Below are 14,560 nucleotides of genomic sequence, written 5' to 3' on the forward strand. Positions count from 1 at the left end.
CGCCGCAGAATTCGTGCAGGTTAAAAACAGATTTTGGCCTTGACCTGAATCTCCCGGGTGCTGCAACCTAATGCAAGCGATCCCAAAAAATGACTACATCATTGATCTCCGGGAGCCCCATGGACCGCGACGACGTCACCTGGCACGGCTACTGGCCGGCCGCGCCCACCCCTTTCACCAGCGAAGGCGCGCTGGACGAGGACGCCTGGCGCGCGCTGCTGCGGCTCTACGCCGCCCAGGGCGTGCACGGGGTCCTGGTCAACGGCAGCACCGGTGAGTGGTTCAGCCAGAGCGCGGACGAACGCCGCCGGGTCGCCGAGATCGCGGTGTCCGAGCTCTCCGGCAGGGTTCCGGTGATCGTCGGTGTCACGGCCTACACCCCCGCGGAGGCCATCGGGTTCGCCCGGCACGCCGCCGAGGCGGGCGCGGACGGCGTGCTCGCCACGCCCCCGCCGTACGCGCACCCGGGGCCCGAGGACATCCTCGCCTTCTACCGGCAGGTCAGCTCCGCGACGGAACTGCCGTTCATGGTCTACAACTGGCCGCGCGGGGTGGCCGTCGACATCTCCGCCCACCCCGGGCTGATGTCCGCACTGGCCGGCCTGGACAACGTGGTGGCCGTCAAGGACAGCACCGGCGACTGGCTGCGGATGCTCGCCACCGTGGAGGAGGTGAGCGACCGGGTCCGGGTGTTCGGCAGTTTCCTGCACCGGCGGGGCCTCGCCGTGCTGCTGGAGCTGGGCGGTGACGGGAACATCGACGGCGGCGGCATGGGCGCCCCGTTCGCCGTCCCCTACTACGAGGCGGTCGCGGCGGGGGACCGCGAGGCGGCGCGCGGCTGGGTCGACCGGTACGCGGGCCTGTCCTCCCGGCTGATCAATCCCGACTACAGCGGCGTGTACGGCACGCCCATCGCCCAGCTCAAGGCCGCCATGGCGATGCTCGGCCAGCCGGGCGGGCACGTCCGGCCGCCGCTCCTGCCGATCACGGACCCGGCCAGGCTCGACGCGATCGGCGCCGTGCTGAAGGAGTCCGGCCTGGTCGACGCCCTCACCGGTGACGCCGCGGAGACCGGCGACGACGATACGGAGACCGGCGACGACGCGGGCACCGTCCCGGGGCGGGCCGGGTGATGACGAGGAATCCCGCCCCCGCCGACCGGCACGCCGGACCGGGCCGGCCCCCCCAAACGGAGATCATCGTCGACGGTGACCCCGTGCGGGCCGTCGACGGCATCAGTCTCGCCGCGGTCCTCGTCGGCGAGCGGCGGTGGGGCCTGCGGCGCAACCCGGTGGGCGGCGACCCGCGCGGCCCGTTCTGCGGGATGGGCGTGTGTTTCGAGTGCGAGGTGACCGTGGACGGCCGTCCGTGGGTCCGCGCCTGCATCACCAAGATCTACGCCGGGATGCGGGTCGAGACGACCGCGGGAGGAGAGGCGCCGCATGACCGCTGAGCGAGGAACGGCCGGGTACACGGCCGGGTACGGCGAGGTCGTCGAACGGGACGTCGTGATCGTCGGCGGCGGTCCCGCCGGGCTCACCGCCGCGGCCCGGCTCGCCTCCGCCGGGCTGACCGTGACGATCCTCGACGAGCAGCCGGAACTGGGCGGGCAGTACTACCGGCGGCCCGCGCCCGCGGTGGCCGGGCACTGGGGCGACCACCGGCCCGAGGGCGGCCGGCTGATCGCCCAGGTACGCGCGGCCGGCGTCGAGTGCCGTACCGGTCACCTGGTCTGGGGGGTGGACGACGACGGGCGCACGCTGCTCGCCTCCGACGCCGCCGACCACCCGGTGCGGTTGCGCGCCCGCCGTCTCGTGCTGGCGACCGGCGCCTTCGAGCGGGCGTTCCCCTTCCCCGGCTGGCAGCTCCCCGGGGTGACCACCCCGGGCTTCGCCCAGCACCTGGCCGCCAGCGACCACACCAGCATCGGGGACCGGGTCGTCCTGGCCGGTTCGGGACCGTTCCTGCTGCCGGTCGCCTGCTCGCTGCTCGACCTCGGCGTGAGCGTGGCGGGCATCGCCGAGGCGGGCAGGCCCTACCGGCCGAGCCTGCGGGCCCTGGGCACGCTCGGCCATCCCGCGCGACTGCGCGAGCTGGCCTCCTACACCGCGCGGCTGGCCCGCGCCCGGGTGCCGATCTGGCAGGAGACCGTCGTGCTCCGCGCCGACGGCCGCGACCGGGTCTCCTCGGTGACCCTCGCCGCCGCGGCCGGGCCCACGCGCCCGGTCCGCACCGTCGAGGTGGACGCGCTCTGCGTCGGCTACGGCTTCCGCCCCCAGACCGACCTGGCCCGCATGCTGGGCTGCGAGGTGCGGATCGACGCGGCGAGCGGGGACGCGGTGCCGGTGACCGACGCGGCGGGGCGCGCCTCCCGGGCGGACGTGTACGTGGTGGGCGAGGCCGCGGGGATCGGCGGGGTGCACGCGGCGAAGGCCCGGGGGCTCGCCGCCGCGCACGACATCCTGGCCCGTGAGACCGGCGTGACCGTACCGGCGTCCGAGGCCCGGCGGACCATGTCGGCCAGGCGCCGTCTGGAACGTTTCATCGCGCTGACCGACTCCCTCTACCCCGGCCCGGAGGCGCTGCTCGCCACCCTGGCTCCCGCACTGCCCGCCGACACCGTGGTCTGCCGCTGCGAGGCGGTCCGCGCGCGGGAGATCCGCACTGTCGCCCAGGGAAGCGCCGACGGCGACCTCAACGCGACCAAGGCCTGGACCCGCGCGGGAATGGGCCCCTGCCAGGGCCGGGAGTGCGGGTTCGCGGTCGCGGGACTGGTCCGGTCCGTCACGTCCGGTGCGGGCGCGGGCGACGGCGGGGCCCGGGTGGAGATCTTCCCCTCCCGGCTGCCGGTGCGCCCCGTCCCGCTCGCCACGCTGCTGGAGCTGGCCGGACCGGAATCGCAGAAAGGCGACGCATGAGCACGCGGACCGCGGACGCGGTGATCGTGGGAGCGGGGGTGCTCGGCGCCGCGGCGGCCGGCCACCTGGCCCGCGGCGGCCACCGGGTGCTCGTCCTCGAACGCGGGGCCCCCGGCAGGGAGGGCTCCGGCACCACCGCCGGCAACCTGCACATGCAGGCCGTGCACACCAGGCGCCCCGGCCAGATCGTCCCGCTGGACAGCGCGCGGTTCCTGCCGCTGCAGCGCGCCGCGAGCGACCGCTGGGAGACGCTGGAGGAGGAGCTGGGGACCTCGGTGGAGCTGCGCCGCACCGGTGGCTTCACCGTCGCCGAGACCGAGGAGCAGTGCCGGGAACTGCGTGACAAGCACGGCTGGGAGGCCGCCGCCGGGATCCGTACGGAGATCCTCGACGGGGACGCCGCGCGGGCCGCGCTGCCCCTGCTCGGCCCGACCGTGGCCGCCGCCACCTGGTGCGACCTGGACGGCTACGCCAACCCGCTGAAGGTCACCCCCGCCTACCTGGACTCGGCGGCCAGGCACGGCGGCCGGACCGTGGCGTTCGCGCCGGTCCGGCGGATCACCCGCAACGGCGACGGCTGGCGGGTGGTCGCCGGGCACGGCGCCACCGAGCTGGTGGTGGACACCCCCGTGGTGGTCGACGTCGCCGGCCCCTGGCTGGCGGAGATCGCGGCCCTGGCCGGGATCGCGCTGCGGATGACCCCCGTGGCGATCCAGATGCACGCCACCGTGCGCTCCCCGGCCACCATGTCCCACCTGGTCCAGCACATCGGCGAGGGACTGTCGGTGAAGCAGGTCACCGCGGGCAACCTGCTGATCGGCGGCGGCTGGCCGGCCCTGAGCATGGACCTGGACGGCCGCAGCGCCACCAGCCTGGGCAGCCTGGTGGGCAACGTCGCGCTGGCGGTCCGGATCCTGCCGTTCATCCGGGACCTGCGGCTGCTGCGGATGTGGGCCGGGCCGCTCGCGGCCACGCCCGACGAGATGCCGGTGATCGGCGAGGTACCCGGCGCCCCCGGGTTCTACGTGGCCGGAGGCACCTACGCCTTCAGCTTCGCCCCGCTGTGGGGGGAGACGCTGCGCTGCCTGATCGAGGGAGAACCGCCGCCGGTCGACGTCTCCGACCTCGGCCCGGGCCGGCTGATGGGCCGGCCGACGGACCGGCCGACGGACCGGCCGACGGAGCGGCCGACGGAGCGGCGGGGTCAGGAAGACAACGACCCGAACCAGGAAGACCACCAGGACAGAAGGAGCAAGCGGTGCTGACATCACCCCGGCTGCGGCCCACGCCGGAGCCCGAGACCCTCTGGCTGACCGGTGGGCACGTCGTGGACGTCCGATCGGGACGGATCCGCGAGAACGTCAACGTGCTCGTCGCGGCCGGCCGCATCGAGAAGATCACGGCGGACGCCCCGCCCCCGGGAGCGCGGACCGTCGGGCTGGGCGGCAGGTACCTGATGCCCGGCCTGATCTCGGTGCACACCCACCTGTCGGTGCTCTACCCCTTCTCCGCCACCGACGAGTCGGAGAACCCCGGGCTGAGCGCGCTGCGCGCGCTGTCGCGGGCACAGGACGCCCTCGTCGCGGGGGTCACCACGATCCGCTGCGTGCACGAGCAGAACCGCGCCGACCTGCTGGTGCGCACCGCCGCGGACCAGGGCTGGGTGGCCGCGCCGCGGATCGTCGGAGCGGGCCGGGCCATCTCCACCACCGGCGGCCACGGCAAGGGCGCCGACTGCTCCTACGCCGACGGGCACGACGCCTTCCTGCACGCGGCCCGGCAGGAGCTGGACGCGGGCGCCGACCTGATCAAGATCTTCATCACCGGCGGCATCGCCCACCAGGGGGAGTCGTTCACCGGCGCGCAGATGACCGCCGAGGAGATGCGGGCCGTGGTCCGCGCCGCCGAGGAGCACGGCAGTTACGTGACCGCGCACGCCGGCGCCGCCTCGGCGATCCGCGAGGCGCTCGCCGCCGGGGTCCGCGGCTACGAGCACGCCTACGAGCTGGACGACGACACGGCCAGGCTGATGGCCGACCGGCGGGTGTTCCTCACCCCGACCCTGTGCGTCACCCGCTGCCCCGAGTGGATGGCCGAGCACGACTTCACGCCCTGGCAGATCGAGCGGGCGGCGGAGGTCGGTCCCGGCCACCTGGCCAGCATCCGGCGGGCGGTCGCGGCCGGCATCGCCGACCCGGACGACCCCGGCGCGCCCGGCATCACCATGCTCGCCGGCACCGACTACCCGCCGGGCGAGCCCATCGAGGACACCGTCGTGGCGGTCCGCGAGATGGAGTTCCTCACCGACGCGGGCCTCAGCCCCCTCCAGGCGGTACGGGCCGGCACGTCCGAGGCCGCGCGCCTGGTCGGGCTGGCCGGTCAGGCCGGCGCCGTCGAGGAGGGCCACCTCGCCGACCTGATCGTCACCGAGCGCGATCCGCTGAGCGACGTCTCCGCGCTGCGCCGCATCCCCTTCGTCATGCAGGCCGGCCGGATCGTCCGCGACGACCTGCCGGTCGTCCCCGCCCCGCAGCAGGTCCCTGGAGGCTCCCTGTGAACTCCCCCGACACCCCGGCCGGCCGTACCCGCTTCGCCGTGGACATCGGCGGCACGTTCGTCGACGCGATCGCCTACGACGAGGAGACCGGGGAGATCCGGCTGCACAAGGCCTCGACCACCCCCGGTGCCCCCGAGCAGGGCGTCCTGGACGCCGTGGGAGGGCTCGCCACCCGGCTGGACGGGGTGGAGGCGTTCGTCCACGGCACCACGCTCGGCCTGAACGCGATCCTGCAGCGCCGCGGCGCGGAGCTGGGCATCATCACCAACGAGGGCTTCAGGGACCTGCTGGAGATCGCCCGGGCCAACGTCCCCGGCCAGTACATGTACGACTTCTCCTACGCCCCGCCGCCGCCCCTGGTGCCGCGCCGCCGGAGGATCGGCGTCCCCTGCCGGATCGACGCGCAGGGCGACGTGGTGCAGGACCTGGACGAGGACGCCGTGCGCGAGGCCGGCCGCGTCCTGGTCGAGGAGCAGGGACTGGCCTCGCTGGCCGTCTGCTTCCTGCACTCCTACGCCAACCCCGAGCACGAGCGGCGGGCCGCGCGCATCCTGCGCGAGCTCTACCCGGACGTGTCGATCTCGGTCTCCACCGACATCACCCGCGAGTACCGCGAGTACGAGCGGACCAGCACCGTCACCCTGGACGCCTACATCCGGCCGGTGCTGAGCGACTACATCGGCACGCTGGAGGCCAGGCTGACCGAGGCCGGGCTCACCCACCCGCTGCACATCATGCGCTCGGGCGGCGGCGCGATGACCGCGGAACTGGCCCGCCGCGCCCCGCTGATGACCGTGCTGTCCGGCCCCGCCGGGGGAGTGGTGGGCGCCTCCTTCCTGGCCCGCGAGCAGCGGCTGCCCAAGCTGATCTCCTTCGACGTCGGCGGCACCAGCGTGGACTGCTGCGTCATCGAGGACGGCGAGCCGGGCGAGGTGCACGAGGCCGGCATCGACGGCTTCCCGCTGCTCATCCCGATCTTCGACATCCGTACCGTGGGCGCGGGCGGCGGCTCGATCGCCTGGATCGACGAGGGGCTGCTCAAGGTCGGCCCGCACAGCGCGGGCGCCGTGCCGGGGCCGGTGGCCTACGGCGCGGGCGGCACCGAGCCGACCCTCACCGACGCCGCGCTGGTGCTCGGCTACCTGGACCCCGCCGCGTTCCTCGGCGGCGACATGAGCATCGACGCGGAGGCGGCCCGCGCCGCGATCGAGACCAGGCTCGCCGTTCCCCTCGGGGTGGGCGTGGACCAGGCCGCGGCCAGCGTCTTCCGGGTGCTGCTGGCCCGGATGGTCGGCGCGCTGCGCGAGATCACCGTGGAGCGGGCGCTGGACCCGCGCGAGTTCGCGCTGCTGGCCATCGGCGGCGCCGGACCGCTGCTCGGCCCGATGCTGGCCAGGGAGATGGGCATCGCCACCACGATCGTCCCGCAGGTGCCCGCCGCGTTCTCCGCCTTCGGCATGCTGATGTCCGACCTGGAGTACGAGTTCGCCGCCACCGTGCTGCGCTCCCTCGGCGACGACAGCCTGGCCGCCCTGGAGGGCGAGTTCACCGACCTGGAGGCACAGGGCGACGAGGTGCTGTCCGCGCAGGGCATCAAGCCCGAGGACCGCACCCTGATCCGCAGGCTGGACATCCGCTACCACGGCCAGGAGCACAGCCTAGGCATCGACCTGCACCCCGGCGACACCGCCGCGGACGTGCTGGCCCGGTTCAACGCCCAGCACGAGGCGCGCTACGGCCACGCGATGGCCGACACCGGGCAGATCCTCACCCTGCGGGTGCGGGCGGTGGGACGGCTGGCCAAGCCGGCGCTGCGCGAGCCGGCGCCCGCCGGGCCCGGCGGGCCCGAGGCGGTCGGCGAGCGGCCCGCCTTCGACGTCGCCGGCGGCGAGACCGCCGTGTTCACGGTCTACGACCGGACCACCCTGGCGCCCGGCCACGAGGTGAGCGGCCCGGCGATCGTCGAGGAGGGCACCTCGACGACGGTGATCTTCGGTGACCAGCGGCTCACCGTCGACACCTACGGACAGCTGCTGGTGACCGGTACCGGAGGAACCCCGTGAACGACCCCGTGAACAGCCCGTCGAACAGCTCCGAACCCCTGGACGGCGCGACCGTCGAGGTGATCCGCAACTACCTGGTCTCGGTGGGCGAGCAGATGCGCCGCACCCTGGTGCGGGCGGCCTTCAACCCGGTGATCTACGAGGTGCTCGACTTCGGGATCTCGATCTACAACGCCGACCTGGAGCTGACCGCCGAGGCCGCGGGGATCACCTCGTTCCTCGGGGCCAACGACCACGCCATCGTCAAGGGCGTGGAGTACGTCGGCCGGGAGAACGTCGCGCCCGGCGACGTCTACCTGCTGAACTACCCCTACTGGAGCGGCGCGCACTCCTACGACGCGATGCTCTTCGCGCCGGTCTTCCGTGACGGGCACGAGGGCCCCGCGGCCTTCCTCGCGGTGCGCGCGCACTGGATGGACCTCGGCGCCAAGTCCCCGGGATACGTCCTGGACTCCACCGACATGCACCAGGAAGGCCTCATCTTCCCCGGCACCAAGATCGTGAGCCGCGGGGAGGTGGTCCGCGACATCGTCGAGCTCATCCGGTTCAACTCCCGGCTGCCCGACCTGACCATCGGCGACTTCCACGCCCAGCTCGCCGCCCTGCGCACGGGCGAGAACCGGCTGGGGCAGGTCTGGGAGAAGTTCGGCGGCGAGACCGTCGACCAGGCCATCAGGCAGATCATCGAGCACGGCGAGCGGGTCGCCCGCAAGGCCATGGCCGCGCTGCCCAACGGCACCTGGACGGCCTTCGACTACTGCGACGACGACGGCATCACCGAGGACCTGATCCGGATGGAGGTCAAGGTCACCATCGACGGCGACCGGATGGAGGTCGACTTCAACGGCTCCGACGGCGCGGTGGTGGGCCCGGTCAACCTGCCGATCGGCTCCACCGAGAGCCTGGGCAAGGCCATCTTCAAGGAACTGACCACGCCAGGGGAGCCCTCCAACGCCGGCCACTACCGGGCACTGGAGGTCAAGGCCGACCCCGGCAACTTCTTCCACGCCGTCTACCCGGTCGCGACCTTCACCCAGTGGAGCGCCATCGTCGCCTTCGAGCTGATCCACAAGGCCCTGGCCCAGGTGATGGACTCGATCCCGGCCTCCTCCGGAGGTGACGAGCCCGGCTTCATGGCGCTCGGCCGCGACCCGCGCACCGGCGCGGACTTCGTGATCAGCAACAACGAGGGCATCGGCTGGGGCGCGCGCAAGGACCGCGACGGCGCGAACGCCCAGCAGCACCCCTCCCAGAGCGTCGTCCGCAACACCCCCGTCGAGGTGCTGGAGCACAAGTCCACCGTGTTCCACGAGCGGCTGGAGCTGATCCCCGACTCCGGCGGCGCCGGCCGGTTCCGCGGTGGCGTCGGCGTGCTGCGGCAGGTCCGCTACCTCGCCGACGGCGAGGTGCTGTCGATGAAGAAGAAGAGCAAGACCCGGCCCTGGGCGCTGGACGGCGGCCAGGAACCCGAGCCCAGCGAGATGGTGCTGTGGCCGGGCACCGACGAGGCCAAGCGGGTCGGCATGTACCGGGCCGACATGAAGGCCGGCGACCGGTTCGTGAACCGGACCGCCGGAGGCGGCGGCTACGGCGACCCCCTCGACCGCGACCCGGCCGCGGTGGTGGCCGACGTGCTCAACGGCTACGTCAGCGCCGAGGCCGCGGAGCGGTCCTACGGCGTGATCGTGGACGGCGACGGCTGGCGGCCCACGCCGGCCAGGGCCGCCCGACTCAAGAGCGAAGGATAGACGACATGCACCGACCCCCCGCCACCCCGGTGGCACGTGTCCGCAGGGGAACGCCGGCCCTGACCTCCGTACTGCTCGTCGGCGCGCTGGCCCTGGCGGCCTGCGGCCAGGGCGGCTCGGGCGGCTCCGGTGCCGCCGGCGGCTCCGGCGCCCGCACGCAGACACTGATCATCGCCGAGAACGAGCCGCCGGCCACCTTCGACCCGGTCCAGGCCGACAACTCGACCGTCGACGAGGTGTCCGTCCCCGCCTACGACACCCTGGTCGAGTACGGCAAGGGGGGCGTGCTCGCCCCCTCCGTGGCGACCGAGTGGAAGTTCTCCAAGGACGGCGAGACCCTCGACCTGACGCTCCGCGACGACGTGACCTTCCACGACGGCACCAAGCTGACCGCCGCCGACGTGAAGTACACGATGGACCGGATCGCCAAGCTGCAGATGGGCGTCGCGTCGCTGCTTACCGCCTACGACTCCGCCGAGGTCGTCGACGACACCCACCTGAAGGTCGTCCTGAAGCAGTCCTACGCCCCGTTCCTGGGCGCGCTGTCACGGGTCTACCTGCTGAACTCCAAGCTCGTCCAGGCCAACGCCGGCTCCGACGACGGCCGCCGGTGGCTGGCGTCCAACGACGCCGGGTCCGGGCCGTACAAGCTGGTCGGGTACACCCCCAACCAGGAGGCCAAGTTCACCCGGCACGACGCCTACTGGGGCGGCTTCACCAAGCAGGCCAAGGACGTGGTGATCCGCTACCTGCCGCAGGCGGCGACCCAGAAGACGGCGCTGAGCAACGGTGACGTGGACATCGCGATGGACATCGCCCCCAACGACTGGGCCGGCCTCGAGAGCGCCGGCCACGTGGTGGACAAGGCCGATACCAACGTGCAGCTCTACACCTTCTTCAAGATGAAGGACGCGCCGACGGCCGACAAGGCGCTGCGCGAGGCCCTCACCTACGCCTACGACTACGACCAGCACCAGTCGGCCATCCTCAAGGGCGCGGGCAAGAAGGCCGCCGGAGTGCTGGCCGGCACCATGGCCTGCGCCGACCCGACGGTCGCTCAGGCGGGCCACGACCTCCAGAAGGCCAAGGGCATCCTGGACGCCGCCGGCCTGAAGGACGTCACGCTGACGATGAGCTACCTCAAGGCCACCGCCGAGATGGAGCAGGCGGCCACGCTGCTCCAGTCCGACCTCGCCAAGATCGGCGTGAAGGTCGACCTGTCGGCGGTCACCTACCCGCAGTACGTCGAGATGCTCAAGAGCAACGAGACCACGCCCGACCTCGGAATGATCTACGGCTTCCCGCCCTACCCGGACCCGGACTCCGTGCTGCACCTGCAGTTCAACTCGGCGTTCATCAACAACGGGCAGAACAGCGGCGGCTACGACAACCCGAAGGTCGACAAGCTGGTCGAGGACGCCCAGAGGCTGACCGACGAGGGCGCCCGCTGCGCCCTCTACAAGGAGGCCCAGCAGACCATCGCGGCCGATCACCCGTCGATCAACATGTCCAACCCGCAGTACGTGACGGTTCACCGCAAGGGGCTCACCGGCTACGCCTACGACCCCGCGCACCACCAGACCGTGGACGTCTACCAGGTGCAGGTCGGCTGACCCGCCGGGCCCTGCGCGGAGCCTCCGCGCCGGGCCCGCCCATCATCGGAGATCACCACTGAGGGGAGGTATCCCATGGCTCGTTTCCTGCTCCGGCGGCTCGTGACCAGCGTCGTCGTCCTGGCGGGCCTGGCCGTCGTCACCTTTCTGATGACCCAGGTACTGCCCGGCGACCCGGCCAGGACCGCCGCGGGGCGTAACGCGACCGCCGAACAGGTCGCACGGGCGCGGACCGAGCTCGGTCTCGACCGGCCCCTGTGGGAGCAGTTCACGGGGTACCTGGACCGGCTGCTCCACGGCGACCTGGGCGTCTCGGTGTTCACCCAGCGGCCGGTGCTCGACGACATCGCGGCCATGCTGCCCTCCTCGGTGGAACTCGTGCTCGCCGCCATGGCGATCAACGTCGTGGTGGCGGTACCGCTTGGCGTGTACGCCGCCTACCGCCGGGGCGGGCCGTCCGACGTCGCGGCCCGGCTCGTCGCCCTGCTGGGCGCGGCGGTCCCGGTCTTCTGGCTGGGCCTCATGCTCCAGCTCGTCTTCGCCGCTCAGCTCAGGCTGCTGCCGCTGACCGGCCAGCTCGCCTTCGGCCAGGACGTGCCGAGGATCACCGGGATGACCTCGCTGGATGCGCTGCTCGGCGGGAACCCGGCGGCCTTCGGCGACGCCCTGCTGCACCTGGTGCTCCCCGCGCTCACGCTGGCCGCCTCGTTCGTCGCGGTGGTGGCCCGCACGGTGCGCTCCTCGATGATCACCACTCTGGACTCCGACTACATCACGCTGGCCCGCGCGACCGGCGCCTCGGAGCTGCGCGTGGTGGTGCGGCACGGCCTGCGCAACGCCATGGTCCCGGCCAGCACGATCCTCGGCATGCAGCTCGGCTGGATGCTCGGCTCCACGGTCCTGGTGGAATCCATCTTCGGCAGGACGGGCATCGGCGCCCACGCCGTCGCCGCCGTCCTGCAGAACGACCTCTACACCGTGATCGGCACGGTTCTCGTGATCGGAGTGGTCTTCGTGGTGGCGAACATCGCCGTGGACCTGGTCCAGCTCTGGCTCAACCCGCGGCTGCGCAGGACGAGGCGCCGCACGGGCGAGCCGGCCGTACCCGCCCTCGCGGGGGTGAAGCCGTGAGCGCCGGCGCCAAGGAGCACGCCGGCGCGCGCCGCCGCGTCCTGCCCCGCGTCCCGGTCGTCGAGCGCGCCGCGGTGACGGTGGCCGTGGCGATGGTGCTCCTCGCCGCCGTCGGGCCGCTGATCGCACCGCACGACCCCTACGCGGTCGACCTGTCCAGGTCCCTGCTGCCCCCCTCGGGCGACCACTGGTTCGGCACCGACGTCAGCGGCCGAGACGTGCTCAGCCGGGTGCTGTCCGGCGCGCGGATCACCCTGCCCGCCACGATGATCGTGATCGTCACCGCGGCGTTGATCGGGACCGTGGTCGGCACGGTCGCGGCGCTCGGCGGGAAGGTCGTCGACGAGGTGCTGATGCGCGTCACCGACATCGGCCTCTCGCTCCCGTCGATCATCCTGGCCCTCGGCCTGGCCGCCGCGCTCGGCTCGGGCCTGCGGTCCGCGGTGATCGCCCTCTCCCTCACCTGGTGGCCCGGCTACGCGCGGCTGGTGCGCACGCTGGTCCGCGACGTCAAGGACGCGGAGTACGTCGACGCCGCCAGGATGCTCGGGGTCTCCCGGACTCGTCTGGTCCTCCGGCACATCCTGCCCAACGCGCTGAACACCCTGTACGTGCAGACCACGCTGGACGTCGCCGCGGTGATGCTGGTCATCTCCGGCCTGTCCTTCGTCGGCGTCGGCGCGCAGGTGCCGTCCCCCGAATGGGGGGCGATGATCGCCGCGGCGGCCGGCGACCTGACCGGCGGCTGGTGGGCGGTGGCCTTCCCGGGCCTGGCCATCATGCTGACCGCGATCTCCTTCAACCTGCTGGGCGACTGGCTGCGGGTGCGCAACGACCCGACGATCCGCGAGGGGGCCGGCCGATGACGGACACACCACTGCTCGCCGTACGAGATCTGCGGGTGAGTTTTCCCGGGCCCGAGGGGCCGGTCGAGGTCGTGCACGGCGTCGACCTGGAACTGGCCCGCGGCGCGAAGGTCGCGCTGGTCGGCGAGTCCGGGTCCGGCAAGTCGGTCACCGCGCGAGCCGTGCTGCGGCTGGACGCCGACGCCACGCTGACCGGGCGGATCGAACTGGACGGCACCGACCTGCTGACGCTGCCGCCGCGCCGGATGCGCGAGGTCCGGGGCTCGCGGGCCGGCCTGGTCTTCCAGGACCCGCTGGCCTCGCTCAACCCGGTGATGACGATCGGCTGGCAGATCACCCAGCCGCTGGTCATCCGGGGGGTGTCCAAGAAGGTCGCCAGGCGGCGCGGCGTCGAGCTGCTCTCCCGGCTGGGGGTGCGCGACGCCGGGCGGCGCTTCGACGACTACCCCCACCAGTTCTCCGGCGGGATGCGGCAGCGGGTGGTGATCGCCATCGCGATCGTCGCGGAACCCGCGCTGCTCATCGCCGACGAGCCGACCACCGCCCTCGACGTGCGGGTCCAGGCGCAGGTGCTGCGGCTGCTGCACGAGCTGGCCGACGAGCGGGACATGGCGGTCCTGCTGATCACCCACGACCTGGGCATCGTGGCCGGGTTCGCCGAACGGGTGGTGGTGATGCGCCACGGCCTGGCGGTGGAGAGCGGCCCGGTCGAGGAGATCTACGCGGCGCCCCGGCACCCCTACACCAGGGCGCTGCTCGCGGCCGTGCCCCGGATCGGGGGCGACCTGTCCAGGCCGCTGGCCACCGTCGGCCCCGCGGTGGGGACGGCCGAGGAGGAAGCGGTGGAACCGTCGTGAGCGAGCCCCTGCTGCGGGTGCGGAACCTGGTCAAGTCGTTCGGGGGCGGGCGGGTGCTGGACGACGTCTCCTTCGACGTGATGCCGGGCGAGGTGCTCGGCCTGGTGGGGGAGTCGGGCTCCGGCAAGTCCACCACCGCGCGGTGCGTGGCGCGGCTGACCGAACCCGACTCCGGCCGGGTGGAGCTCGGCGGGCGCGACGTGCTGGCGGCCGGACGCCGGGAACTGCGCTCCCTCCGCCGTGAGATGCAGATGGTGTTCCAGGACCCGTACTCGTCGCTGAACCCCCGGATGACCGTGGCCGAGCTGCTGGAGGAGCCGCTCGCCGTGCACGGCCTCGAACCGGACCGGCGCCGGCGCAGGGAGCGCGCGGCGGCCCTGCTGGAGACGGTGAGCATGTCCGCCGAGCACCTGGACCGCCACCCCCGGTCGTTCTCGGGCGGGCAGCGCCAGCGCATCGCCATCGCCAGGGCCCTGGCGGTCGAGCCCCGTCTGCTCATCTGCGACGAGCCGATCTCCTCCCTGGACGTCTCGGTCCAGGCCCAGGTGCTCAACCTGCTCCGGGACCTGCGGCTGCGGCTGAACCTGTCGATCCTGTTCATCGCGCACGACCTGGCGGTCGTCTACTACCTCTGCGACCGGATCGCGGTCATGGAGCAGGGACGGATCGCCGAGATCGGCACCCGGGAGCAGGTGTACGGGGCGCCGCAGCACCCCTACACCCGGTCGCTGCTGGCGGCCGTCCCGATCCCCGACCCCGCCGCCGAGCGTGCCCGCCACGCGGCCGAACCCCAGTACTGAAGGAGGA

At 72.9% G+C, this 14,560-nt stretch carries 12 protein-coding genes; all 12 read left to right on the forward strand.

Annotation, left to right across the window (positions count from 1 at the left end; all coding sequences use genetic code 11):
- Positions 1 to 119 precede the first annotated feature (119 nt).
- The 12 genes from AB0G16_RS28580 to AB0G16_RS28635 all read left to right on the forward strand — a co-directional run bounded on the left by AB0G16_RS28580 (position 120) and on the right by AB0G16_RS28635 (position 14,553).
- Positions 120 to 1,133: a dihydrodipicolinate synthase family protein gene (locus tag AB0G16_RS28580; RefSeq protein ID WP_362811506.1), complete on the forward strand. Its 1,014-nt coding sequence runs from the start codon at positions 120 to 122 to the stop codon at positions 1,131 to 1,133.
- Positions 1,133 to 1,453, forward strand: a complete 321-nt coding sequence (locus tag AB0G16_RS28585) for a (2Fe-2S)-binding protein (RefSeq protein ID WP_362811509.1) — start codon at positions 1,133 to 1,135, stop codon at positions 1,451 to 1,453. Before AB0G16_RS28580 ends, AB0G16_RS28585 begins: the two co-directional genes overlap by 1 nt.
- Entirely contained in the window at positions 1,443 to 2,918 is a 1,476-nt protein-coding gene (locus AB0G16_RS28590; protein ID WP_362811512.1) for an FAD-dependent oxidoreductase, read from the forward strand. The genes AB0G16_RS28585 and AB0G16_RS28590 overlap by 11 nt, the downstream gene beginning before the upstream one ends.
- On the forward strand, positions 2,915 to 4,183 hold the full coding sequence (locus AB0G16_RS28595; protein WP_362811515.1) for an FAD-binding oxidoreductase: 1,269 nt from the start codon (positions 2,915 to 2,917) through the stop codon (positions 4,181 to 4,183). Before AB0G16_RS28590 ends, AB0G16_RS28595 begins: the two co-directional genes overlap by 4 nt.
- A complete protein-coding gene (locus tag AB0G16_RS28600) occupies positions 4,177 to 5,475 on the forward strand; it encodes an amidohydrolase family protein (RefSeq protein ID WP_362811518.1) in 1,299 nt (432 codons plus the stop codon). Before AB0G16_RS28595 ends, AB0G16_RS28600 begins: the two co-directional genes overlap by 7 nt.
- Positions 5,472 to 7,538: a hydantoinase/oxoprolinase family protein gene (locus AB0G16_RS28605; protein ID WP_362811521.1), complete on the forward strand. Its 2,067-nt coding sequence runs from the start codon at positions 5,472 to 5,474 to the stop codon at positions 7,536 to 7,538. Before AB0G16_RS28600 ends, AB0G16_RS28605 begins: the two co-directional genes overlap by 4 nt.
- A complete protein-coding gene (locus AB0G16_RS28610) occupies positions 7,535 to 9,286 on the forward strand; it encodes a hydantoinase B/oxoprolinase family protein (protein WP_362811524.1) in 1,752 nt (583 codons plus the stop codon). The genes AB0G16_RS28605 and AB0G16_RS28610 overlap by 4 nt, the downstream gene beginning before the upstream one ends.
- A gap of 5 nt (positions 9,287 to 9,291) precedes the next feature.
- Positions 9,292 to 10,899: an ABC transporter substrate-binding protein gene (locus tag AB0G16_RS28615; RefSeq protein WP_362811527.1), complete on the forward strand. Its 1,608-nt coding sequence runs from the start codon at positions 9,292 to 9,294 to the stop codon at positions 10,897 to 10,899.
- A 75-nt stretch (positions 10,900 to 10,974) separates the two neighbouring features.
- On the forward strand, positions 10,975 to 12,030 hold the full coding sequence (locus AB0G16_RS28620) for an ABC transporter permease (protein WP_362811530.1): 1,056 nt from the start codon (positions 10,975 to 10,977) through the stop codon (positions 12,028 to 12,030).
- Entirely contained in the window at positions 12,027 to 12,896 is an 870-nt protein-coding gene (locus AB0G16_RS28625; protein ID WP_362811533.1) for an ABC transporter permease, read from the forward strand. The genes AB0G16_RS28620 and AB0G16_RS28625 overlap by 4 nt, the downstream gene beginning before the upstream one ends.
- On the forward strand, positions 12,893 to 13,753 hold the full coding sequence (locus tag AB0G16_RS28630) for an ABC transporter ATP-binding protein (protein ID WP_362811536.1): 861 nt from the start codon (positions 12,893 to 12,895) through the stop codon (positions 13,751 to 13,753). Before AB0G16_RS28625 ends, AB0G16_RS28630 begins: the two co-directional genes overlap by 4 nt.
- Positions 13,750 to 14,553, forward strand: coding sequence for an ATP-binding cassette domain-containing protein (locus AB0G16_RS28635; protein WP_362811539.1), 804 nt, complete (start codon positions 13,750 to 13,752; stop codon positions 14,551 to 14,553). The genes AB0G16_RS28630 and AB0G16_RS28635 overlap by 4 nt, the downstream gene beginning before the upstream one ends.
- The last annotated feature ends 7 nt before the right edge of the window (positions 14,554 to 14,560 follow it).

The organism is Streptosporangium sp. NPDC023615 (genome assembly GCF_040640155.1).
Classification (GTDB): Bacteria; Actinomycetota; Actinomycetes; order Streptosporangiales; family Streptosporangiaceae; genus Streptosporangium.